This is a genomic window from Elizabethkingia miricola, assembly GCF_001675285.1.
Taxonomy (GTDB): Bacteria; Bacteroidota; Bacteroidia; order Flavobacteriales; family Weeksellaceae; genus Elizabethkingia; species Elizabethkingia miricola.
On record NZ_LSGQ01000029.1, the window covers coordinates 157,169 to 182,852 of the forward strand.

The 25,684-nt window shown below is 36.7% G+C and carries 19 protein-coding genes; 12 read left to right on the forward strand and 7 right to left on the reverse strand.

The features are described 5' to 3' along the window. Window positions 1-3 precede the first annotated feature (3 nt). A complete protein-coding gene (locus ATE49_RS14500; protein ID WP_065082743.1) occupies window positions 4-2,343 on the forward strand; it encodes a phosphocholine-specific phospholipase C in 2,340 nt (779 codons plus the stop codon). 63 nt (window positions 2,344-2,406) lie between these two features. Here ATE49_RS14500 and ATE49_RS14505 read toward each other — a convergent pair whose 3' ends face one another. Continuing rightward, window positions 2,407-3,339 (reverse strand): class I SAM-dependent methyltransferase, encoded by a 933-nt coding sequence (locus tag ATE49_RS14505; RefSeq protein WP_081278489.1) that lies wholly within the window; start codon window positions 3,337-3,339, stop codon window positions 2,407-2,409. A 315-nt stretch (window positions 3,340-3,654) separates the two neighbouring features. On the opposite strand from ATE49_RS14505, the gene ATE49_RS14510 reads away from it, so the two are divergent. Together ATE49_RS14510 and ATE49_RS14515 are read left to right on the forward strand one after the other, a co-directional pair. Further along, the gene (locus tag ATE49_RS14510; RefSeq protein WP_234108015.1) at window positions 3,655-5,016 is read left to right on the forward strand and encodes a DUF4403 family protein; all 1,362 of its coding nucleotides are present in this window, start codon (window positions 3,655-3,657) and stop codon (window positions 5,014-5,016) included. 204 nt (window positions 5,017-5,220) lie between these two features. Next, on the forward strand, window positions 5,221-6,300 hold the full coding sequence (locus tag ATE49_RS14515) for a peptidylprolyl isomerase (protein WP_034870359.1): 1,080 nt from the start codon (window positions 5,221-5,223) through the stop codon (window positions 6,298-6,300). A 51-nt stretch (window positions 6,301-6,351) separates the two neighbouring features. On the opposite strand, the gene ATE49_RS14520 is transcribed toward ATE49_RS14515, so the two are convergent. Continuing rightward, window positions 6,352-6,957, reverse strand: coding sequence for a hypothetical protein (locus tag ATE49_RS14520; protein ID WP_059156396.1), 606 nt, complete (start codon window positions 6,955-6,957; stop codon window positions 6,352-6,354). 459 nt (window positions 6,958-7,416) lie between these two features. On the opposite strand from ATE49_RS14520, the gene ATE49_RS14525 reads away from it, so the two are divergent. Continuing rightward, a complete protein-coding gene (locus ATE49_RS14525; RefSeq protein WP_065082745.1) occupies window positions 7,417-8,340 on the forward strand; it encodes an alpha/beta hydrolase in 924 nt (307 codons plus the stop codon). A gap of 202 nt (window positions 8,341-8,542) precedes the next feature. Then, entirely contained in the window at window positions 8,543-8,971 is a 429-nt protein-coding gene (locus tag ATE49_RS14530) for a DUF1801 domain-containing protein (RefSeq protein WP_065082746.1), read from the forward strand. Between the two features lie 42 nt (window positions 8,972-9,013). On the opposite strand, the gene ATE49_RS14535 is transcribed toward ATE49_RS14530, so the two are convergent. Continuing rightward, on the reverse strand, window positions 9,014-9,856 hold the full coding sequence (locus ATE49_RS14535) for an ion transporter (protein WP_065082747.1): 843 nt from the start codon (window positions 9,854-9,856) through the stop codon (window positions 9,014-9,016). A gap of 100 nt (window positions 9,857-9,956) precedes the next feature. Between ATE49_RS14535 and ATE49_RS14540 the strand changes: the two genes are divergently transcribed. The 4 genes from ATE49_RS14540 to ATE49_RS14555 all read left to right on the forward strand — a co-directional run bounded on the left by ATE49_RS14540 (window position 9,957) and on the right by ATE49_RS14555 (window position 14,657). After that, window positions 9,957-11,054, forward strand: a complete 1,098-nt coding sequence (locus ATE49_RS14540) for a Nif3-like dinuclear metal center hexameric protein (RefSeq protein ID WP_065082748.1) — start codon at window positions 9,957-9,959, stop codon at window positions 11,052-11,054. Window positions 11,055-11,056: 2 nt separating this feature from the next. Continuing rightward, window positions 11,057-11,836 (forward strand): zinc ribbon domain-containing protein, encoded by a 780-nt coding sequence (locus tag ATE49_RS14545; protein WP_059156400.1) that lies wholly within the window; start codon window positions 11,057-11,059, stop codon window positions 11,834-11,836. Window positions 11,837-11,995: 159 nt separating this feature from the next. Next, complete coding sequence (locus ATE49_RS14550; RefSeq protein ID WP_065082749.1) at window positions 11,996-13,996, forward strand: S9 family peptidase; 2,001 nt, start codon at window positions 11,996-11,998, stop codon at window positions 13,994-13,996. Between the two features lies 1 nt (window position 13,997). Then, window positions 13,998-14,657 carry a rhomboid family intramembrane serine protease gene (locus ATE49_RS14555; protein ID WP_034870367.1) on the forward strand — a complete coding sequence of 220 codons (660 nt, stop codon included), beginning with the start codon at window positions 13,998-14,000 and terminating at the stop codon, window positions 14,655-14,657. Between the two features lie 107 nt (window positions 14,658-14,764). On the opposite strand, the gene nhaA is transcribed toward ATE49_RS14555, so the two are convergent. Both nhaA and ATE49_RS14565 read right to left on the reverse strand, forming a co-directional pair. Further along, window positions 14,765-15,919, reverse strand: coding sequence for a Na+/H+ antiporter NhaA (nhaA, locus tag ATE49_RS14560; RefSeq protein ID WP_059156402.1), 1,155 nt, complete (start codon window positions 15,917-15,919; stop codon window positions 14,765-14,767). A gap of 9 nt (window positions 15,920-15,928) precedes the next feature. After that, window positions 15,929-18,130, reverse strand: coding sequence for a RelA/SpoT family protein (locus ATE49_RS14565; protein WP_035592410.1), 2,202 nt, complete (start codon window positions 18,128-18,130; stop codon window positions 15,929-15,931). Between the two features lie 109 nt (window positions 18,131-18,239). Between ATE49_RS14565 and dacB the strand changes: the two genes are divergently transcribed. The 3 genes from dacB (at window position 18,240) to ATE49_RS14580 (ending at window position 21,720) form a co-directional block, all read left to right on the forward strand. Next, a complete protein-coding gene (gene dacB / locus ATE49_RS14570; protein ID WP_065082750.1) occupies window positions 18,240-19,616 on the forward strand; it encodes a D-alanyl-D-alanine carboxypeptidase/D-alanyl-D-alanine endopeptidase in 1,377 nt (458 codons plus the stop codon). A 4-nt stretch (window positions 19,617-19,620) separates the two neighbouring features. Further along, entirely contained in the window at window positions 19,621-20,787 is a 1,167-nt protein-coding gene (locus ATE49_RS14575) for a sensor histidine kinase (RefSeq protein ID WP_059156404.1), read from the forward strand. 189 nt (window positions 20,788-20,976) lie between these two features. Then, a complete protein-coding gene (locus ATE49_RS14580; RefSeq protein ID WP_065082751.1) occupies window positions 20,977-21,720 on the forward strand; it encodes a glycerophosphodiester phosphodiesterase in 744 nt (247 codons plus the stop codon). An 80-nt stretch (window positions 21,721-21,800) separates the two neighbouring features. On the opposite strand, the gene ATE49_RS14585 is transcribed toward ATE49_RS14580, so the two are convergent. Further along, the gene (locus ATE49_RS14585; RefSeq protein WP_059345651.1) at window positions 21,801-23,183 is read right to left on the reverse strand and encodes a phosphatase PAP2 family protein; all 1,383 of its coding nucleotides are present in this window, start codon (window positions 23,181-23,183) and stop codon (window positions 21,801-21,803) included. A 128-nt stretch (window positions 23,184-23,311) separates the two neighbouring features. Next, window positions 23,312-25,684: copper-transporting P-type ATPase (locus ATE49_RS14590; RefSeq protein WP_065082762.1), on the reverse strand; the 2,373-nt coding region annotated here is incomplete at its 5' end.

The window sequence follows — 25,684 nt, forward strand, 5'->3', positions numbered from 1 at the left end:
AACATGGACAGAAGAGATTTTCTGAAAAAATCGGGAATGGTACTGGGAGGCCTTGGGGTTTCTACAGTTATACATCCTTCGATTTTAAAAGCAATGAATATTAAGCCTGCTAAGGGATCCACATTTTACGATGCAGAGCATGTGGTAATTCTTATGCAAGAGAACAGATCATTTGATCATTGCTTCGGAACATTACGGGGAGTAAGGGGATTTATGGACAAATATGCGTTTCGTAAACCTGACGGAAAAAGTGTTTTTTTCCAAAAAGATAAAGCCGGAAAGACTTACGCACCATTTAACTTAGATATTAAAAATACCAGAGCAACGTGGATGAGTTCTTTGCCTCATTCATGGACAAATCAGCAAAATGCTCTTAATAAAGGAAAGTACGACCAGTGGTTGCTGGCAAAAAGATCCGGGGTAAAAGAATACCAGGATTTACCTCTTACTTTAGGCTTTTATAACCGGAACGATCTTCCGTTCTATTATCAGCTAGCTGATGCCTTCACCGTTTTCGATCAGTATTTTTGTTCTTCCCTTACCGGGACTACGCCCAACAGGCTTTTCCATTGGACAGGGACAATCAGAGCCGAAAAGAGTGGTGATGTGCAGGCACATGTAGTTAACGATACCGTGGATTACAGCAGAAATGTACACTGGAAAACTTTCCCGGAAATGCTTGAAGAGAATGATATTTCATGGAGAATATATCAGAATGAAATAAGCCTTTCTAAAGGAATGGGAGGAGAGCAGGAGGCTTACTTATCCAACTTTACAGATAATCCAATAGAATGGTTCTCTCAGTTCAATGTGAAATTCTCGCCTAAACACCATGAATTTGTACAGAAGAAAATTACTGAACTTAAAGATAAGCTGAGCAAGAATCCGGATAACAAAGAACGCTTAGAAAAAGAACTTCGTTATTACGAAGAAGATCTGAAAAATTTTGATCCTAAGAACTGGGAAAAGCTTTCTCAAAAAGAAAAGAATCTTCATAACAAAGCATTTACTATTAATTCCGGAGATCCAGATTTCTGGAGTCTTGAAGAGATAGATCCTGTAAACGGTGAAAAAATGTATCTGCCAAAAGGGGATGTTTTGTTTCAGTTCAGAAAAGATGTAAATGAAGGTAAGCTTCCGACTGTGTCATGGCTGGTTGCACCGGAGCGATTTTCAGATCACCCTTCTTCTCAGTGGTATGGAGCATGGTTTATATCGGAAGTTATGAACATTCTGACTAAAAATCCGGAAGTATGGAAGAAGACCATTTTCATTCTGAACTATGATGAGAACGATGGATATTTCGACCATGTTGTTCCGTTTTTACCACCTAATAACCCACAACAGCAGCCCGATATTCATGGAGAAGGAGGTGCTGAATATGTAGATTTTAAGCAAAAGTATTTTTCAACAGAAAAACTATATAGTTCAGAAAAGATGGAAGGCCCTGTAGGTTTGGGGTATAGAGTTCCGATGGTTATGGCTTCTCCTTGGACAACGGGAGGCTATGTAAATTCTGAAGTGTCCGATCATACATCTGTTTTGCAGTTTTTAGAACATTTCCTGAATAAAAAGAAAAATAAAAATCTTCATGTAGAGAATATCAGCGATTGGAGAAGAGAAGTCTGCGGAGACCTTACTTCGGCTTTCAATCAGGAAAAAAGTAAAAATCTTAAACTGGATTTCTTGCAGGAAAAGGTTTTTATAGAAAGTATAAATGCCGCAAAAGAAAAACCTGTTCCTAATAATTTTGTGGCGCTGAATGATGCTGAGCAAAATGCACAATCTAGGTATTTCCCGAAGCAGGAAAAAGGATTAAAACCTTCTAATCCGCTGCCATATCACTTTGAGGTTAATTTTAGCAGCAAAGGAATTGATATGCAAAATCACACTGAGAAAGCAACGCCGGTGATGGTATACAACCGTAAAAAGCTAAATGAAGATCAGGACTTTTTATTCCCGTATACGATGTTTAAAAAGCAAGGTTTCAATCATGCTGTATCTTCTGAAAATGGCTATGATTGGGAAGTTTTCGGACCAAATGGTTTCTACCGGAATTTTGAAGGAGATTCAGCTCCGAAAATGGAAGTAAAATTGATCCATAAAAGTAATGGTGATGTTGAAATAACATTTACTTCAGCTGCAAAAACTATTACATTGGAAAATGCTTATACCAAACAAAATCAGAGAATTGATCCGGCTAAGACTCCTAAGGTACTGGTTCCGGCTTCTAAAATCGGAGGCTGGTACGATCTGAAAGTTTCTACCGGGAATCACAACTGGATTTTTGCAGGAAGGGCAGAAACAGGTAGAGTTTCTTCTACTGATCCACACTGGGCTTAAGGAAAATATGCGGGTTTATTGATTGCCCCTAAACCTCATAGGTCTCCGAGACCTATGAGGTTTTTAATGAACTTTCTTTTGTAAATAAAAAATAGCCTGATCACCTTTATTATTATAGTTTAGTTCTTTCGCAGATTGTTCGTAACCAGCAATTTCAGATGGAGAGAAAAAATCCTCTGGTTTTATAAATTCTTTTGATACCTCATTAATCAGAGGAATATCTTTTTTATATAGTTCACTGCCCCAGAATTGCATAGAATTAGAATCATAAACCACATCGGCGACTGTAAAACCTACTTTCTCAGCCATTATGCTAATACTCTTTTCTGTATGAATAAAAAAATGCCGTGGAGCATCCAGCTGAACCCAGTCTCGATGATAAACCGACCATGCATTATTGACCACAGGTATCCTGATCATTAGATAACCATTATTTTTCAAAAGTTTATAAGATTTAGCAAGCTCACTCATCGGCTCTTCCATATGCTCAAAGACATGATGCATCATTAATAAATCATAGCTATTGTTTTTTAATTCGCTCAAATCGTTTTTCAGAACTTTTACATTGTGACCATATTGATACTCTTGAGGAATAAATCTATCTACACCCTGAATATTCTTATAACCATAATTAAACATTTCACAGATCAATTTACCTCTACCACAACCAATGTCCAATATTCGTTGGTTGGGAAGTATGTTAAGTGGACGCAATTGTTCTAGAATTTCGTGCCCATGCTTTTTTATTCTGTATTTTTTGAGCAGTCTTTTTAAAATAGCTTTGGAGCCTGTAATGGGGGGAATATATTGTTTAAAAGAATAATAATAGTCTGGATAGTAACTTGCAATATCTTTAGGTATTTCTAATATCTGGATTGTCTGGCAATTGCTGCATTGGGCATATGGAAATTCCTTTCGGGTGCCAAACATCATTTCCCGGGCATTAAATACATTTTCTAGTGTTTCATTGCAAATTTTGCATTTTTTTATTGTCATCTTCTCAATATATTATGTGATGAAAGTAAAAATACATAAATATCTTAATATATAATCATAGTAATTGTATTAAATTTTAAACTATTGATTGTGAATTTATTAAATTTAGATATAGATAAATTTCACCTATACAAAAAAATATAATTGCTGAATTAATTTTATCTAAACTTAATTCAAGGGAAAAACAAATTTTGTATAAACTTTGTAAATTGTTATAATTTATCGGAAGGATATATATCTTTTTGGCATGTTTTTTATTTTAAAGTTCAGGTTTCAAATTTGAAACTTGTTTATATTTGTTCGTACAATTTTTTTATGATGAAGAAAATACTTTTATTCGTATTGGTGTCTACATATAGCTTTGCGCAGGATACTGTTGAATATAACTTTCCAAAAATAAAGTCAGGAATTTCTATTCCGGTGGTTATTCCAATGGCAGAAATCAACAGATTAATTAACCAATCTATTAACGGAGTTATTTATGAGGATAAATCCTATACGGATAACAACAATGACCAGTTTAAAACCAGAGTTGAGAAAAACGGAAATATTGTGATACAGGGGTTAACCAATAACCGTATTATGATTTCTGTACCTCTGAAAATATGGGCAGAGAAAGGTTATGGTACTTTAGGTTATTATACCTACCAGTCGACAAACTTTAGTGTGGTGATGAATTTTATCTCCAATATTAGTTTTAATAATAACTGGACACTGAATACAGCGACTACAACTGCAGGTTTTGTATGGAAAGAAAAACCTGTACTGGATTATGGTAAAGTAAAAATTCCTATATCATCACTTATAGAAAGCACACTTACCAAACAACAGCAGAAATTTACCGGAGTTATAGATCAGCAGGTAAAGGAAAAAATGAATATGCAGCCTTATCTGGTAATGGCCTGGAACCAATTTGTAAATCCTATCAATATCTCCGAAGAGTATCATACATGGTTGAAGATTAGCCCGCAAAGTCTTTCTGCAACACCACTGAAAGTATATGCTAACCAGATTTCAGCAACGTTAGGAGTAGATTTATATTCCGAGACATTCACAGGAAATCAGCCGGCAGCTGGTGCAAGTGTAACTACAGTGCCTGGTTTCGTCACCAAACCTGCAATAGATAATGTTTTCAAGCTGCAGACTACTGCAAATATTCCATTTACTGAAGCTACAAAACTGGCAGAGCAACAGTTTCTCCACAAAGAATTTACCTTCAGAGAAGGGAAGTCTAAAATTGTGATTGAAAGCATAAAGGTATATGGAAAGGACGAGAAAGTAGTGATAGAAGCAGAGACAAGCGGAACAGTTAATGGTACTTCCATTATTACAGGTACACCAACTTATGATCCTGTAAAAAAGAAGATTGTGTTCACCGATACCAAGTTCAATCTGAAAACGAGTAATGTGTTTCAGAAGACATTGGTATTCCTTTTCAAAGGGAAGATTATTAATATGATTGAAAAAGAATATGGTATTCCTACACTGGATATGGAGAAAAGTTCCCGCAAAAGCATTGAAGAAAGTCTGAACAAAGAATATTACAAAGGACTCTTCATAAAAGGTAAGGTAATAGATTTCAGACCATCTGATTTTGTGGTAGGGAATAGTAGTATAACCGCAATTATCGATACTAAAGCAAATGCACAGTTAATGATTTCAGGACTTAGCTTCTAAGCTGAAGAACTACAAATACAAAAATGACCGGATATTTCTTCCGGTCATTTTTATTTTTATACCCTTGTCAAAGTTAACTTGACAATTAGTTAGGTCAGTTAAAGTTATTATCAATGTATATTTGAATAAATATCGACATATCCATTATAAAAATACCTATTTTAGCGCAACTAAAAAACTCAATTTATACTATACAGGTCATTTATGAAGAAAGTCGTATTTTTGTGTACAGTATTATTAACCTTATTAAACTGTAAAACTTTGGATTTAAAAGAAATCAATTTAGACAAAGCTGCTTATGAGCAATTGCCGGAAGGGCTTTATGGAAATTTGAAGACAACAAAAGGAGATATCCTTGTTAAATTTAACGATAAAGAATCACCAGTAACAGTTGCTAACTTCGTAGGATTAGCAGAAGGAAAAATAGAAAACTCGGCTAAAAAGAAAGGAGAACCTTTCTACAACGGGACTATTTTCCACAGAGTAATCAAAGACTTTATGATTCAGGGTGGTGACCCTAAAGGAACAGGAATGGGTGATCCTGGTTATAAATTCGATGATGAGAAAAACGACCTTAAGCACACAGGAAAAGGTATTCTTTCTATGGCTAATTCTGGTCCTAATACCAATGGATCTCAGTTCTTTATTACTGAAGTGGCAACACCTTGGTTAGACGGAAGACATACGATCTTTGGTAAAGTGGTAAAAGGAGAGCAGGTTATAGATGATGTAGCTAATGTAGAGAAAGGTGCTCAGGATAAACCAAAAACTGACATTGTATTAGAAAAAGTAACCATCTTTACAAAAGGAGATGCTTATAAGCATTACGATGCGGCTAAACTTTTCAATGAAGGAAAATCTAAAATTGCTGAAAACAACAAAGTATTCGTTCAGAAGAAAGAAGAAGAGGCTAAAAAGAAATTGGAAGAACTAAAAAGCGGAATGACAACTACTGCGAGTGGTTTGATGTATAAAATTACAAAAACTACAGATGGTGCTCAGCCAGTAGCTGGAAATACAGTTTCTGTTCATTATACAGGTAAATTAACAAGCGGACAGGTTTTCGATTCATCAATCTCAAGAAATGAGCCTATCGAATTCCCTGTAGGAACTGGTCGTGTAATTAAAGGTTGGGATGAAGGTATTCTTTTACTAAAAGAAGGAGAAGAAGCTACATTCCTTATTCCACCAGATTTAGGCTACGGAGCAAGAGGTGCCGGAGGTGTTATCCCGCCAAATGCATGGTTAATCTTCGAAGTTAAATTAGTGAAAGCTAAAGCATAACATTTAGATAAATAAAAAAGGAAGCAATTTGCTTCCTTTTTTATTTTATATTTATCTTCTCCCGTCGTTTCTATAGTAGTACTGCGGAATTACATTAATCTGTATCAGGTCATTTTCACCCTGTATAGATTTTAACTGTCCAACCATACGCTTGTTGTTGTCCCAGTCAGAATAGTAATCCAATGTAACATTGCCTACTTTTTTTAATTTTCCTTTTCTTCCCCAGATATCATTATCAAAATATTCAAAGTTTATATTTCCAATCTGTTTGAAGAAAAGATCACGGTTCCAGATATCATTTTTGTGGAAGTATTCAAATCCTATTCTTCCGATATTTTTAATCATATTATTGCGTCCCCAGATATCGTTGTCACTATAATATTCTATCGGATATTTTCCGTACCTGTATCTTATGTTATCATTGGATGAGCGGTCAAAATCATCTCTTTGCTGGAAATTGTTTCTTCTGTTAGGCTGGTATCTTAGGAGCTGCCCATAGGAATCGACTGTAATTACAGCATCATCTGTATAAAGATCAACAGATAAGATTGCAGAATTTTGTTCGGAAATGTTCACATCCATGCCTTTTAGCTGTTGCCCCCATACACTAACAGATGTATAGAGTAGTGCGGCTGTAAATAGTAATCTTAATTTCATGTGAAAAAGTGTTTGTTTAGGGTTTATTTTATATCTGAATGACTATGTATCTATGTCTTTTATCCCAACACATAAACTATGCCGCAAAATTCATTTTCGGAAAAAAATAAGGATAAGTCTGAAAGTTTAAATTTTATTTCAAAAAAATATTAGGCTTCGATAGTTCGTCATGCTCACTATAGACTTAACTCAGCCTGACACCTCTAAAAGAAGGGTAATTTATATGAGCAATGTCACTCTGAGCCTGTCGAAGAGTATTAGCAATAAAATTTGAACAAGCTTAAATTTGAAAGGTTAAAACAGGATCTCTGTTTTAGGCTATTTAATCCAATACTTACAAAATTGTCAGTAACATACATTAAGCAATGTATTAGGAATAAAAGAGAGATCGCTATAATTTTGATATAAGAAAATAAGTGCTGTATAAAATGATTTGCAGTACATATAAAAATTATCAGAATGAAGTTAACAACACAAGTGAAAGCAGCAGCAGATCACATGCAGAATGTACAGGTATTTGATGCTAAAGATGCTTTGGATATGAGCCGGAAGAGCTATGAGAGTATGGCTGCCCAATTCGGTGCCAAAAAAGAAATGGTAAGAGTTATTGAAGAATTTAATATAGATAATGGAGGGCATAGTATCCCGGTCAGGGTATACCGCCCTGAAAATTTAGGAACAGAAAACTCTTCTGCTATTATTTATACTCATGGCGGTTGGTTTGTAGCAGGGAGTTTTGAAACACATGATGCCATTGTGAGAAAATTGGCTAATGCTACTAAATCAGTTGTTATTTTCCCGGAATATAGGCTTGCACCAGAGCATCCTTTTCCGGCTGGATTAGATGACTGTATTTATGTAACCAATTGGGTTTATGACAATGCCGCTACATTAAAAATTGATAAGAACAATATCGGTATTGTAGGAGATAGTGCAGGCGGAGCATTGTCTGTTGCTATTGCTGGTGAGTTGGGAGACAGATTAAGATTTCAGGTTTTGATATACCCGGCGGGAGATAATAAGCTGAGTACAGGATCATGGCAGACCTACGCAAACGGGCCGGTCCTTTCATTAGAGGGTGGAGTGCAGGCATGGGAATGGTATTTACAAAAAGAAGAGGATAAACAGAATCCTTTAGCTGTTCCTGTTTTAATTGAAGATTTTAAACATACACCGCCTACACAGGTCTTATTAGCAGGACACGATCCTTTGCATGATGATGGGAAAATATTAGTGGAAAATCTAAAGGCGTCCGGAGTAGAAACAGAAGTTGTTATTTATGAAGAAATGATACATGGTTTCATGCATATGGATTCTGCTTTTACTGAAGTTCAGGATGCAGTAGAAAAGATTTCTACATTTATAAACAGTCATATAGCTTAGTATTTAGAGCTATATCTGATAGATAAAAGTACTGAATAATTAGTAATTGTGACCGGAAGAAATTCCGGTCATTTTTATAGACCGTAGTTACATTTGGAAAAGTATATTGCTATTCAGCTTTATTTTTATATTCTTTGTTGTTACTTTTGTAGTGATACAGAAGTATTACAATAGGCTATACCTTATACAATGAGTATATAATATGAAAAACCTGAAGCTAAAGACAGACCCGAAAGTCAACGATAAATTCAATAACTATCCGGAATTAATCCGTGAAAAGATGCAGTTTCTTAGAGAACTGGTGATTGAGACTGCCGGAGAAACTGATGGAGTAGACACATTGGAAGAAACTCTAAAATGGGGAGAACCCAGCTTCGTTTCCAAAAACGGGAGTACACTTCGGATGGACTGGAAAGAAAAATCCCCGGAGCAATATGCAATGTACTTTCAGTGTAGCAGCAAGTTGGTTGATACCTTTCGTCTGGTATTTGGTCATCAGTTCAGATACGAAGGGAAAAGGGCTATCATTTTCCAGCTAAATGAAAAAATTCCTGTAGAAGAATTAAAGGAATGCATAAAAGCAACCCTGCTTTATCATGACGTAAAACACCTCCAAACATTAGGAATTTAAACTAAAGCAACCGTTTACTTTGGTAAGTATAAGTCTAAATTGTTAAGACAGACGTTCACCACATTTTTTACAATAGCGGGCATCCGAATCATTTTCTGTATTTCCGCATCGCTGGCAGGCCAGATCATTTTTTAGTGCTCTTTTTTGACGGAATTCTGAAGTAACAATTCCTGTAGGAACAGCAATAATGCTATAACCACAAAGCATAACCACAATAGAAAGAAACTTTCCGATAGGTGTAACGGGAGAGATGTCTCCATAGCCTACTGTTGTAACGGTTACCACAGCCCAGTAGATGCTGGTCGGTATACTGGTGAAGCCATTTACACCACCTTCTACTACATACATCAAGGAGCCGATAATAACGATGAATATAGAAAGAAATAAAAGAAATATGTATATCTTTCGGGAGCTATGCTTTAGAGCCGAAGTAATATAACGGCCATCCTTCATATAATCCAGAAGATTGAATATTCTGAAAACCCTTAGAAGTCTCAGTAACCTGATAACAATTAAGTAATGAGTGGCAGGATAAAACAAATGGAGATAAAACGGAGCAATGGACAGAAAATCTATAATTCCGTTAAAACTGAAAATATACTCTCTTTTATCTTTTATACAGACAATCCGGAGAATGTATTCTATGGTGAAGAGTATGGTTACAAAAGATTCAATCCAGTATAAGCTCCGGATCGTTCTCAGGCTTAATGTCGGAACAGTTTCCAACATTACCAAAACGGTACTCAGTAGAATAACAATAAGAAGGATAATATCAAAAGTTTTTCCGGCTTTAGTATTCGACAAGTATATGATTTTATAAACCTTTTCCAACCACCCTTCCTGTGGAGTCAAATCATATTCCGGCTTTAGTCTTATTTTTCTCATCTGTAGCAAAATTAATATCTTCGTGTCATTCTTAGCAGAAAGAAATAGATGAAAGTATGTTTCATTCTATGGAAAACAAAAAAATATTATTAAATAACGGATGAAAGTTAAAGAAATAATTTCGATTACAGAAAAACAATGGCCTTTACAGCAGGCAGAAGATTTTGATAATGTAGGATTATTATGTGGAAACCCGGATCGGGAAGTTACAGGAATATTGTTGTGTCATGATGCTTTAGAAGAGGTTTTGGATGAAGCTATAGAAACCAATTGCAATCTTATTATCTGTTTTCATCCGATTATCTTCTCTGGGTTGAAATCTTTAACCGGAAGAAATTATGTTGAAAGAAGCGTGATAAAGGCATTAGAAAATAAAATTGCCATCTATGCTATTCATACAGCTTTGGATAATGACCTTTTTGGAGTCAATTACAGGATATGTAAGGAATTAGGCCTGGAAAATATGAAAGTTCTGATGCCAAAGCAAAAACAGCTTTCATATCTTAGTGTTTATGTACCAAAAGACAATGCTGATGGGGTAGAGCAGGCTATTTTTGATGCCGGAGCCGGACACATAGGATTTTATGATCAATGTAGATTCAAGCTTAGCGGAGAAGGAAGTTTCCGCCCTTTAGACGGTGCTAACCCGAGAATAGGCAGCGTGGAGCAAAGAGAATATGTAGAGGAAGCTCAGTTATCATTTGTTTTTGAAACCTATAAAAAGAATAAGATTCTTGCAGCTATGAAAGCAGCACATCCATACGAAGAGGTAGCTTACCAGATTTACAGTCTGGAAAACGATAATCAGTATGAAGGCTTAGGACAATATGGAGAGCTGAAAGAAGAAACAGATGCCGTTACTTTTTTAACCTTTGTAAAAGAAAAATTCGGACTCGATGTAATACGCCATTCCAAAATTCCGAATAGAAAAATAAAAAAAGTAGGAGTACTGGGAGGAAGCGGAGCCTCGGGAATTAAAGCAGCAATAGGTGCCGGATGTGATATATACCTGTCCGGAGACTTTAAATATCACGATTTTTTTCTCGCTGAAAATAGGATTATACTGGCAGATATCGGCCATTTTGAATCCGAGCAATTCGTTGTTGAACAATTATATGAATTTTTCTCCGAAAAATTTACTAAATTTGCAATCTTAAAGACGAATATAAAAACGAATCCCGTAAATTATTTCTTATAGATATGGCTAAAAAAGCACAAGAAATTAGTGTAGAAGACAAACTTCGCGCATTATACGATCTGCAAATCATTGATTCACGACTTGACGAAATCCGTAACACAAGAGGTGAATTACCAATTGAAGTAGAAGATTTGGAAATCGAAATCGAAGGTCTTAACAAAAGAGCAGCTAAATTTAGCAGTGAGATCAAAGATCTTCAGGATCAGATCAAAGCTAAGAAAGAAGCTGGAAGTCATGCTCAGAATTTAATTGAAAAATATAAATCTCAGCAAGATAATGTAAGAAACAATAAAGAATTCGAGGCCCTTGGTAAAGAGATTGAATTCCAGGAACTTGAAATTCAGCTTGCTGATAAAAAGATCAGAGAATTCAATGCTAAAATCGATCATAAAAATGAAGTTTTAGCTGAAGTAAATGCTAAAATCGACGAACTAACTAACCACCTTAACTTCAAGAAAAATGAATTGGATGGTTTAGTATCTGAAACTCAGAAAGAAGAAGAATACCTTTTAGAGAAATCTAAGGAGTTTTCTGAAAAAATTGACGACAGACTTTTATCTTCTTACAACAGAATCAGAACAAGTTCTTCAAACGGTTTAGCAGTAGTAGGTATCGAAAGAGGTGCTGCTAAAGGTTCTTACTTCACTATTCCGCCACAAAAGCAACTTGAAATCGCTCAGAGAAAGAGAATTATCATCGATGAGTACTCAGGTAAAATCCTTGTTGACGACGAGTTGGTAATGGAAGAGCAGGAAAAAATGAAAACTATTATCAACTTCTAAGAAGTTAGATATAAAATATTTACAAATCCATTCATTAAAAGTGAATGGATTTTTTTATTTTCGTAGGATTTATGGGAGGTGATATAATTTACAGGTAAAAACTGAAACTTGTAATATAAGTAACCAAACAACTTATCAACTAATTAAAATAAACCGTACATGAAATTAAAGCATACTGCAGTTGCTCTGGCTGCACCATTATTAATGAATGCGCAAAATGTGATGACTCCGGAAAAATTATGGACACTAGGCAAATTCTCTGTTCAGGCTGTTGCGCCGGATCAGTCTTCTCTGATTTATAAAGTAGGCATTACAGATCTGAAAACCGAGAAAACAAATGCAAAGTCTTATTTTCTGGATCTTCTGAATAATTCTGCAAAGCAAATCGACTTTGGAAAAAAGGCAATTATTCAATGGGATAAAAACGGTCTTTATGCTAAAGAAGGTGGCGTAATCTATATTTCTAAAGATAAAGGGAATACATGGGCAGAATTTTACAAAATAGGAGACGATGCAGATAATATTGTGGTATCTCCGGATGGAAAAAAAGTAGCATTCAGCAAAGAAGTTCAGGTTGAAACTATTCTTGGAAAAGATAAGTACAAAGACACTTCAAAGTCTACAGCTCAGATTTATACAGACCTTAACAACCGTCACTGGGATACCTGGTATGAAGGCAAAATGTCTCATGTTTTTGTAGTGAATACTTCTGAAGACGCTGCAAAAGCAAAAGATCTGTTGGAAGGAAAGAAATTTATGTCTCCACAACAGCCTTTTGGTGGTGCTGAAGATTTTGTATGGAGCCCGGATAGTAATCAGTTGTTATATGTAACGAAAGAAAAGTACGGTGCAGAATACGCACAGAGTACGAATACAGATATCTTCGCTTATGATCTTGCCAGTGGCCAGACAGAAAACCTTACAAAAGGGATGATGGGTTATGATGTAAGCCCTAAATTCAGTCCGGATGGTAAATATCTTACATGGCAGAGTATGCGTGCGGACGGATATGAAGCAGACAAGAATGACATTGTAATCATGGACTGGAAAACCAAAAAGAAAACTAATCTTACCCAAAATTGGGATGATAGCGTAGACGGAGGTTTCTATTGGTCCAAAGATGCAAAAACTATTTACTTCAATGCAGCATACAGAGGAGTAAGACAACTATTCAGCGTTAATCCTCAGAATGCTAAAATAGCACAGGTAACAAAAGATAAATTCGATGTTAGCGGAATTTTTGCCGAAACTAAAAACGGATTATTAGTAACCAGAACGGACTTTAATCATAGTCCTGATCTGTTTAATGTTTCTTTAAAGAATGGTGAATTTACACAGATCACTGACGTTAATAAAGATAATTACGCTGCAATTACGCCAAGTAAGAGCGAATTGAAAATGGTGAAAACGTCAGACGGTAAAGAAATGGGAGTATGGTTTATCTATCCGCCGAACTTTGACCCGAATAAAAAATATGCGACGTTATTATATTGCCAGGGAGGTCCACAATCGGCACTTACTCAAACTTTCAGCCAGCGTTGGAATATGGCTCTTATGGCAGCTAACGATTATATCATCGTTGCTCCGAACAGACGTGGTATGCCAGGTTGGGGAGTGAAATGGAATGCTGATATCAGTAAAGACTGGGGAGGACAGCCAATGAGAGATTATCTGGCGGCAGCTGACTTCGCGAAAACACTTCCTTATGTAGACGGAGAGAGAATGGGAGCTGTAGGAGCAAGTTATGGCGGTTACTCTGTATTTATGCTGGCGGGTATTCATGAAAACAGATTCAAAACATTTATTGCCCACGATGGTCTTTTTGATATGAAGTCATGGTATGGTACTACCGAAGAATTATGGTTTGCCAATCATGAAATTGGAGGTTCTTACTGGGAAAAACCGGATGCACCTGCATATACTACATACAACCCAAGTAATTATGTAGGAAAATGGAACAAACCTATTATGATTGTACAGGGAGGCATAGATTTCAGAGTATCTTATGAGCAGGGACAGGAAGCTTTCCAGGCTGCTAAATTAAAAGGGCTGAAAGCCAAAATGGTTTATTTCCCTAATGAAAACCACTGGGTACTTCATCCGCATAATGCCCTTGTATGGCAGCGCGAGTTCTTCGGATGGTTGAAAGAAACATTATAATATGGATTTATTAGTTATCATTATTATTGCTGCAACAGCATTAGTAAGTTTCAAAGGTTTTAACGACAGAGGATTTTTTTCTCAGTATATGTTCCAGGTAGGAGCTATTCAGAGAAATAAAGAATATATACGCTTGTTGACATCAGGATTTCTGCATGCCGATATTATGCACCTGTTGTTTAATATGCTTACATTATATTTCTTTAGCGGAATTGTAATTGATTATTTCGGAAAGGTAGGCTTTGTACTGATTTATTTCGGGGCTATTATTGCCGGAAATCTTTTCAGTATGTTTATCTACAAGAATAATCCAATGTATTCAGCAATAGGAGCAAGTGGAGGTGTTTCAGGTATTTTGTTTGCGGCGATTGCCATGAACCCGTATTTGGGTATTGGCTTCTTCTTTATTCCAATTCCAATTCCCGGATATATCTTTGGAGCATTATATTTCGGTTATTCTGTTTATATGATGCTTAACCCGAAAGAATGGGACAATTTGGGACATGCTGCTCACTTAGGTGGTTCAGTTGTAGGTTTGGTTTATGCTTTTATAAGTTTCCCAATGAATACGCTGGAGCATATCTTCCAGATCCTGATTATGTCTTTACCATTATTGTATCTGGCATTCAGAATATTATTTAATAAAGGCGGTATTCGATAGAATATCATATTATAAATTAAAATGCCCTGCTTAGCAGGGCATTTTTTGTTATTTGTAATATTTTGCTTGTAGGTTTCTAAAACCTATAAGGTTTATTTTTTTTAATTTTAATTGATTCTTCTTCTCTTTTTTGAAGTGAGTTTTAATACAGTGTATCCGCCAAACCCGGCAAGGGTAGAGGCTACAAGAATGGCAAACTTAGCTTCATCCTGGATATCCTGATGTCCTTTAAAAGAAAGAATTGCTATGAAAATAGACATTGTAAATCCTATGGCAGCAAGAAGGCCGACACCTACCATTTGTGACCATTTAGAATGTTGGGGTAGCTTACTGATTCCTAATTTAACTGCTATAAAGCTAAAGAATAAAATTCCGACTAATTTCCCAATAATTAGACCTCCAATAATACCGGCTCCGAAACTGGTAAATAATCCATCCACCATTCCTTTCTGAAAAACAATATTGGTATTGGCTAGTGCGAAAATTGGCATAATTAAATAATTAACCGGAGTGTGCAACATACCTTCCAGTTTTTCCAAAGGAGAGATCTCGGTTTCAGAAGCGTTCGTAGGTATTGTAAAGGCCAACAAAACACCTGCAATAGTAGCGTGGATACCAGAATGGTGCATACAGTACCATAAGGCCGCACCCGGAATCAGATAGAAAATATGTTTTTTAACACCGAGTTTATTGAATAATACAAGAAGTACTAAAATACCTCCTGATATTAGTAAATAACTCCAGTGCAGCTGTTCTGTATAGAATATTGCAATAACAAGAATAGCTCCTAAATCGTCAACAATAGCTAATGCAGCAAGAAATATCTTAATAGAAGCCGGAACACGACTGGATAACATAGAAATAATGGCCAAAGAAAAGGCAATATCTGTTGCCATTGGAATTCCCCATCCTTTTGCATATTCAGTTCCATTGTTAAAAAACGCATAAATAAGTGCCGGAACAAGCATTCCTCCGATGGCTGCAAAAATAGGAAGGGAAGCATTTTTAATATTGGAAAGTTCTCCTTCCAGCATTTCCCGTTTAATTTCCAGACCTACCAACAGGAAAAACACAGACATAAGGCCATCATTAATCCATTCTGCTACAGAATAGGGGCCGAGATGACTGTCCAGAATATTCTGAAATCCTGTCCCTAATGAGGAATTAGCGATAAATAAAGATACAAGTACACATAAAATAAGGATAATGCCAGATGACTGGCTGCTTTCGAAAAATTTTTTAAAATATTGAGTTAACTTCATACATTGTTTTTACAGACGTCTGACTTTAGTAACATTCTTAATTGCTTTAAGATGTTTAAGTGTTTCGTCCAGTTGGGATTTATTTCTGACTTCGAGAACTATATTTCCTGTAAAGATACCATCATTAGATTCAATAGAGAAACTCTTCATATCCAGGTTCATGTTATTGGAAATAATTGTGGAGATATCATTGATCATACCTTGTCTGTCCAGACCTTCTATTTCTATTTTTGCACGGTTGGTAAAGCGTTCTGCATTTACCCATTTGGCGGTAAGAACACGGTAATCGTAGTTAGCACGCAGATTAATAGCATTCGGGCAGTTTTCATTGTGCACCTTTATACCATCGTTAATTGTAATAAATCCAAAAATCTTATCACCAGGAAGTACACTACAGCATTTTGCAAAGCTGTAATCCATTTTTTGTTCATCCTTACCAAAAACGATCATATCCAGATCTGAAGCTGGTTCAGGAGCAACAAATTCCTGTTTTGGTGTTTTACGGAATTTCTGTAAAAGATTACTAATCATTCCTTTTCCGTCGACATACTTTTTCAGATCCGAAGCATCCAGTACACCACTCTGGAAATTCAGGAATAACTCCTGTGAGGTTTTATAATTAAAGAACTTTTGTAGTTTGTTGATTTCATCGTCAGTATACGCAATTTTAGCATGGCGCATTTTACGCTGCAAAATTTCTTTTCCTTCTTCTACCATCTCACTTTTGTGAGAATTGAGAGCTGCTTTAATTTTTGCCTTAGCTTTGGATGTTACCACAAAGTCCAGCCAGTCAGCCTTAGGTTTCTGGTTGTTACTGGTTAAAATATCAATCTGGTCGCCATTAGCCAGCACATAAGAAATAGGAACCAATTTTCCGTTTACTTTGGCTCCAAGACATTTCATTCCTAAATCAGTATGAACCGAAAAAGCAAAATCAAGAGCCGTAGATCCGGAAGGGAGAAGCTTGATTTCCCCTTTAGGAGTAAAGACAAAAACCTCCTTACTATAAAGATTTAGTTTGATACTGTCCAGAAGTTCGTTGGTTGAAAGAGATTGCTGTCCTTCCAAAACTTCACGGATCTGAGTAACCCATTGTTCGAAGTTACGGTCATCGTTGTTCTTCTTATAACCTTCTTTATATTTATAATGGGCGGCAACACCTTTCTCCGCGACTTCATCCATTCGCTCACTTCGGATCTGTACTTCAATCCATTTGTTGTCCGGGCCTAATACCGTAAGGTGTAAACTTTCGTAACCAGTAGAACGGGGTTGAGATATCCAGTCCCGCATTCGGGCAGGGTTGCTGTGGTAAAGATCGGTGACAATAGAGTAGATTTTCCAGGCAAGGAATTTCTCGTTCTTAGCGTCCGACTTGTAAATAATTCTGATAGCGTAGTTATCATAAACTTCCTCAAAGCTTACATTTTGTTTCAGCATTTTACGGTAAATACTGCTGATGGCTTTAGCACGCCCTTTTATGGAAAAGTTCAGACCTTCTTCTTTTAGTTTCTCAGAAACCTCTTTTGTAAATTCAGCAATATATTTTTCCCGGCTTTCCTTTGCCAGAATTAACTTCTCTGTAATCTCATTGTAGATATCCGGATTATTGTATTTCAAAGAAAGATCCTCCAGCTCCGATTTTATGTTATATAAACCCAGCCTGTGTGCCAGTGGAGCATAGATATATACTGTCTCCGATGCAATCTTCTTTTGCTTGTCAGCTCGCATACTATCCAGGGTACGCATGTTGTGAAGACGATCGGCAATTTTAATAAGGATTACCCGAAAGTCTTCGGATAAAGTCATAAGGAGCTTACGGTAATTTTCCGACTGAACCGAAATATTCTGGTGGTTCATAATCGAGATCTTAGTTAGCCCCTGTACAATATCCGCTATTTTCTTTCCAAACAGTTTTTCAAGATCTTCATAAGTATAATCAGAATCTTCAATAACATCGTGCAAAAGTGCTGATGCAATACTTGTTGCACCAAGCCCTATTTCATTAGCTACAATTTTTGCTACTTCAATAGGATGGTATATGTAAGGTTCACCTGTTTTACGTCGCTGATCCTTATGGGCATCCAAAGCGATATCGAATGCTTTACGAATAAGTTTGTTCTGGTCCTCATCAAGTGTGCGGTATGTATTAGAAATCAGATCCTTATATCGGGCTAAGATTTCTTTATTTTCTTGTTCTAGGTCGTAAACCATTTCCTTCATCAATTAAGTTACACTAAAATACTATTTTTTAGGGTAAAATCATAATATTTTTGAAGAATAGACAAGGTTGAAAATCGCTATCTTTGGGTAAATTAAATTTATGAGGAAGACATTCATAATCGGTTTAGTTATAAGTCAGACAGTTGCAGCTCAAAATATATCACAAAGACTTGAAGCTGAAACAAAAAAAATGACAGGGTCAGAAAATATGCTGGCAGCTAACTTATCGTTTTATGTAGCCGATGAAAATGGAAATGTAGTTTACGAATATCAAGGAAATAAAGGCTTGTCTACCGCCAGTACACAGAAGATTTTTACCGCTATTGCTGCTTTAGACAAATTGGGACCATCTTTTACTTTTAAGACACAGGCATCCTATAGCGGACAGCTGCAGGGCGGTACACTGCAAGGTAACCTCTATCTCACTTCTAATGGGGATCCTACACTGGGAAGCTGGCGTTATGAGGGGTATAAGCCGGAGAATTTCAAAGCAAAGCTATTGGCAGCTGTACAGGATAAAGGGATAAAAGCGATTGAAGGAGATCTTATACTGGACGATTCTTATTTCGATTTGCAGACAACCCCCGGAGGCTGGCCATGGAATGATATGGGAAATTATTACGGCGCAGGTGTGTGGGGAATAAGCTGGAACGAAAATCAGTTTGATATGAGCGTAGCCGGAGGAAAAGATATTAAGAACTTTAATTATACTCCGGTAAATGTAAATTGGGTGAGTGAAGTAAAAGCTGAAGGAAGTGGGGATAATAGTATTATTTATACAGCACCTTTCTCAGATTTTGGATTAATAAACGGTAAACTGCCGGCAGGCAAAACGACTGTAGTTTCCGGAGCTTTACCCAATCCACCTTTAGTCTTGGGAACTGAGATCAAAAAATGGTTTTCGGAGAAAGGAATTACAATCAAAGGAAAAGTTCTGACTTACAACACTGAAAAAATTAAGGGCAACGAAATCTCTCAAACTCCCGTGAATAATGTGTTCTTTACCTATCAGTCACCATCGTTGGACAAGATTATTTACTGGTTTCTTCAGAAAAGCGTAAACTTGTATGGTGAAACACTGGTGAAAACATTCTCTAGACAAAAAACAAAGAACGCATCTTTTGATTCCGGAATTAACGAACTAAAGCAATACTGGCGGGATAAAGGTATAGCTTCGGCGATGATTAATTTTGCAGATGGAAGTGGGCTTTCACCACAGAATTATGTGTCGGCAAAGGCTGAAGTTCAGGCTCTTTTATATGCACAGAAACAACCGTGGTTTGATACTTTTTATAAAGCTCTTCCAACTTATAACGGGATGAAAATGAAGAGTGGTACTATAAAAGCCAGCAAAGCATATACAGGTTATCACCAGAGTAAATCGGGTAAAAAATATGTGTTCTCTATGATAGTTAATAATTATTCAGGAGGAAATATAAACAGTCTGATGTATAAAGTTTTAGATGAATTAAAATAACAATTTGAAGAAAAAGAAATTCTTTTCGCAGTTTGCTAACTGGGCAGTATATGTACTCCTCAGTTTTATTGTATTAGGATCTATTCTGGCATCTGCGATACTTATCAATTATCTGCGTAAAGAGGAAATACACAGGATTAAGCTCTTTGCACAGGCACAAAAACTACTAAATGAAGACTCCGTACAGGATCCGCAGGTGCAACTTTTACTGCTGAATATTCTGGATGATAATAAAAGTATTCCGGTGATTGTTGCAGACAGGTTTAATAATCCGGTAAATATGCTGAATTTGCCCCAGGATGTAACAGATAATCCGGGTAAAGTGAAAAACCTGCTTTCCGAAATGGAGCAGTCTTATAAGCCTTTGGAAATAGAAATGCCGGATGGTAATGTCCAGTATATTTATTATACCAACTCCAGACTCATGAATAACCTTCGATATTATCCTTTAGCTTTAGGCGGAGTGATCATAGCTTATGTATTATTCTCTTTTTGGTTTTTGAGAACGGTACAACGAAGTGATGAAGGTTTCCTTTGGGTAGGATTGGCCAAAGAAACAGCCCATCAGATCGGAACTCCGCTATCGTCAATGATAGGCTGGTTAGAAATTTTGCGTTTGGAAAATGAAGATAGTGTAGGTGTAAAGGAAATTGAAAAAGATATACAACGGCTCACCACGATTTCCGAACGTTTTTCCAAGATAGGTTCCGTTCCGGAGCTTAACGATCTTAATTTGAAAGAAACGATAGAACAAAATCATGAATATCTAAAAACCAGAATCTCCAATAAAATTAATTTTTCGCTCCAGCTGCCTGGTGGTGAAATTCTTATTCCACACAGCAGAATCTTAATAAACTGGGTTATAGAAAATATTGTAAAAAATGCTGTGGATGCGATGAAAGGAATAGGAGACCTTAATATGCAGATTTCGGAGAAAGGGGATAGTATTTTTATTGATATTAAAGACAATGGTTCCGGGATGACAAAGACACAGATTAGGAATGCTTTTAAGCCTGGATATTCAACAAAGAAAAGAGGCTGGGGGCTTGGGCTTTCTCTCGCAAAAAGAGTAATTAAAGATTATCATAATGGTGACATTAAGATATTACAAACGGAAGTCGGGAAGGGTTCAACTTTCAGAATTATACTATCCAGAAGTAAAGACGCATAGGATTATTTAATTACGAATTACGAATTAACTTTGCTAATTGCTAATTGCTAATTGCTAATTGCTAATTGCTAATTGCTAATTGCTAATTGCTAATTGCTAATTATAAAAGTTTACAAAATCTTAATGATAGTCGCAGTTTTCAATTAAAACTAAATTCGTAATTATGTATTGAATTTAATTTTAGTAAAAATGAAGAAGTATTTCATAGGTGCATTATCAATTTTTAGTTTTATGGCTATGGCACAAACTCAGATTATTGCGCATCGCGGTTTCTGGAAGACAGAAGGGTCTGCCCAGAACTCAATACATGCATTAAAAGGAGCACAAAAGCTTAAGGTTTACGGATCAGAGTTTGATGTTCGTCTTTCAAAAGATGGTGTTGTAGTCGTTAATCACGATGAGGATATTAATAAATTAGCTATTGCAGCAACAGATTTTAAAGAACTTAGAAAGCAAAAGCTAGCAGATGGAGAAGTAATTCCTACTTTAGATGAATACCTTAAACAGGGGAAGAAGGATCCGGCTGTACAGATGATTCTTGAAATAAAACCATTAGCATCCGAAGCATTTGAAAAAGAAGCTGTAGAAAAGAGCCTGGCACTGGTGAAAAAAAATAAAATGGAGAACCATACCCAGTATATTTCTTTCAGTTTATTTATCTGTAAAGAACTGAAGCGTTTGGATCCAAAAGCAAAAGTGCAGTATCTGAAAGGAGATCTTTCACCAAGAGAAATTAAAGACCTGGGAATAGACGGAATAGATTATCACTACAGTGTATTCGAAAAAAATCCAACTTGGTTAAAAGAAGCAAAAGATTTAAAACTAATCACAAATGCGTGGACGGTAGACAATCCGGAGATTTTCCTGAAATTAAAAGCTCAGGGAATAGATTTTGTAACCACTAATACACCGGATGTTTTTCAGAAACTATAAAAAGTGTAAAACAATATATATGAATAACAACACCAGAAGTAAAACTTCTGGTGTTGTTTGTTTATCTATAAGAGATATTTTTAGAAATAAGCTGTTAGCTTAAGTCCTAGGGTCATATACGAGATCTGCTCGTGAGAAGATACATCAAAATCGTGATTCAGATTATCATCATTCTCTACGATATCAGAAAAATGGTATTTGATTTTAGAGTTGGTAAAACGGAAATCGTTGTATGCTGTAATACCCAACTGTGGTGTTATTTTATAGGTTAAAGATATACCGGAACCCATCATAAGACTTTTAGAAGGGCGGTAAGTTGCTATCCTGTAATATTGTTGTGTTGCTGTAGGGTCATCGTCTTTTAAGAATACTTTACCATTGGCAGCCTTGGAATATCCTGCTGTAGCCTTTAGCATTACCTGCCATTTATCTGTAAGATCATAAGCAAAATATGGTCCTATCATTGCATTTAGAAAGCCCAGAGATTCGGTTTTTACATCCAGCGTTTCCAGATCCGGATCTTCAGTTTTCAGGTGTAATGCACGTACAGGGAATGTACTGATATTCAAGTCTGCACCAATACCCCAGTTCTTGCTGAAAAAGTATGCTCCTTCCAGACCTGCTTCAAAACCTACTGTTTTTCTGTCGCTCAGTCCAGATTCTCTCAGGAAGTTTGACATAGAAATGGTAGCTCCTGATTTCAGAGCCAGGAAAGAAGGATTCTCATTGCCTTCAATTTTGGAAAGCAATCCCATGTTATCTCCTTTATTTTTAAATATTTTATCGATAAAGAAATAACCCAATTCTGTAGAAAGAATACCAATACCAGCACCCGCAAGAATATCTGGTAGCCAGTGTCTGTTATTCAGAGCACGACCTAATCCTGTAAATGTTGCGGCACTATATCCTGCAATACTATAAGCAGGGTTTACCAATCCATATTCTTTATCTAGAAAGGCTGCATTGGTGAAAGCCATTGCAGCATGCCCCGACGGGAAAGAATTTCTTTTTGAGCCGTCCGGACGTTCTACTTTTGCTGTATATTTTATAGAGTTAACCAAAATTGCCATAATCGCAAGGCTGGTTGCATAAGAAAGGGTGGCTCTTCCTATATTATTACGTCCCTTTACACCTGCCAGTTTTAATCCATATACTGCCAATGCTGGTGTATATTGAAGATAATCGTCGTAAGGAACCTTAAAATTGGGAAGATATCTATTTCTGTTTTCACGTATTTGTTCCTTCTGTCCCCACGTAGCCGCGGAAGCTACAAATAAAATACTCGGAGCGATTGATTTCTTCACCCATTCCTTCTGAAAAAATTTAGGTTTAGACTCCAGAGTGGTCGGCGTGTAAGAAATAAGTGATTTTGCAGGAATAACAGTATCTCTCTTTATTGTATCCGTTTGCGCTTTGGATACAGTAAATAAAGCAATACCCGCAAGTAAATAAAGTTTTCTCATATAATAATAGTAGTAGATAACCAATGTATAATTGGGAGGCAAAATTAGTGAAAACTTCTGAATTTAGAGATAAAAGAAAAGGACTATACCTTTATGATATAGTCCCTTAGATTATATATGAATGAATTTTACAACTTTGCAGAGTTCAGTCTCAATGAGTTTACAATTACTGAAACGGAACTAAAGCTCATCGCAGCAGCTGCAATCATGGGGGAGAGCAGAATACCCAAAGAAGGGTATAATATACCTGCCGCAATTGGAATACCTAATACATTATACAGGAATGCAAAGAGTAGATTTTGTTTGATATTTCTAACCAGCTTATGGCTAAGTACCTTTGCCTTTACAATACCTTTAAGATCACCTTTTAATAAGGTTATCTGTGCACTTTCTATTGCCACATCGGTACCTGTACCCATGGCTATACCAATATCGGACTGGGCTAGTGCTGGTGCATCATTAATCCCGTCACCTGCCATTGCCACAATTTTACCTGTTTCCTGCAGTTTTTTTATCTCGTTCAGCTTGTCTTCAGGAAGCGCTTGTGCAATATAATGCTTTATACCAAGGCTATCAGCCACAGCTTTGGCTGTTTTACGATTATCACCTGTTATCATGACTACATCTACACCCATTTGCATTAGCTGATGTACTGCTTCTTTAGAGGTTGCTTTTATAGGGTCTGTAATAGCTACATAACCGGCAATTTTATGATCTATAGTAACAAAAGAAACTGTTTTTCCCTGTTCTTGTTCTGTAGTGATTTGTGCTGCAATTGTTTGATCTATAACTATATTATATTGTTTCAGAAGACTTTCGTTTCCTACAAGAACTTCTTTGCCTTCTGTTTGCCCGTATACTCCTTTTCCGGAAATATTCTCAAAATTGCTGGCTTGTTCCAGGCTAAGACCTTTTTCTTTAGCTTTCTTAATAATGGCTTCTGCCAGTGGGTGAGTACTATTTTGATTAAGGCTGGCAGCCAATTGTAATACTTCCGTTTCTGTATACTGATCGAATGTTCCAATTTTCTGTACAACAGGTTTCCCTTCTGTAAGTGTTCCGGTTTTATCCGTTACCAGTACATTTACTTTATTAAGATTTTCTAAAGCTTCTGCGTTCTTAATCAAAATACCATTCTTTGCACCTTTCCCTACACCTACCATTACTGACATAGGTGTTGCCAATCCAAGCGCACAAGGACATGCCACAATAAGAACAGCCAGAAGGCTGGCAAATGCATACACAAACTTCGGATCTGGTCCCCAAATGCTCCATATTACAAATGCAAGCACTGCAATAAGTACAACAACCGGAACAAAGATGGCTGATACTTTATCGGTAAGCTTCTGAATAGGAGCTTTACTTCTGCTGGCTTCATTTACCATATGAATGATTTGTGAAAGCAGTGTTTCGTCACCTACGCGTTCAGCTTCCATCAGAAAGGTTCTGTTACCATTGATAGTACCCGATGTCACGCTGTCTCCTTCTTTTTTATCTACAGGAACAGGTTCACCGGTAATCATAGATTCATCTATTGTCGAATAGCCTTCAGTAATTTTTCCATCCACCGGAATTTTATCACCAGGTTTCACTTTTAGAATATTTCCCAGCTGAATATCATCTACAGAAATCTTTTTATCCTGACCATTTTCTACCAATGTAGCTTCAGTCGGAGAAAGCTTGATAAGTTCCTTTATCGCAGAGTTTGTTCTGGAATGCGCCTTAGCTTCCATCAGTTGTCCCAGAAGAACAAGCGTAAGAATAACACCTACTGATTCAAAATATAAGTTGGCACCACCGTGATGCTCTTTTAGCTCATGCGGAACAATATTTGGGAAAATTAAAGCCACCACACTGTATATAAAAGCAGCGCCGGCACCCAGACCTATAAGACTGAACATATTGAGTTTCCATGTTTTGAAAGATGTCCAGGCTCTTTCAAAAAACATCCATGCAGTATAGAAAACCACTGGAACGGTTAGTCCTAATTGTATCCAGCCGTTAGCTTCAGGTGATAATATTTTCGAAATTGGATTACCGGGAATCATTCCGCCCATAGCCAATATAAATACAGGAACGGTAAAGCCTACGGAAATCCAAAACTTTTTCAGAAGATCTTTGTAGGTTGTATCTTCTTCTTCAGTCGGTTCCATAGGGACGAGATCCATACCGCAAATAGGGCAGTTACCAGGACCACCCTGAACTATTTCCGGGTGCATAGGGCAGGTATACTGTACTTTCTTCTTCAGCTCCGGTATTTTTTCCAGGTTCATACCACATACAGGACAGCTTCCAGGATTATCATATAATTTATCACCCTCGCAATGCATTGGACAGTAGTATTTACCAGCCGATGATGATGTTACTTTAGGTTTTTCTGCATGGTGGTGGTGTCCGCCACTACAACATGAAGCTTTCTCTCCTTTTTCTGGAGTATTAACTTCTTCAACAGGAGCGAGAAACATTCCACATACCGGACACCTTCCGGGTTCGTTGTATAT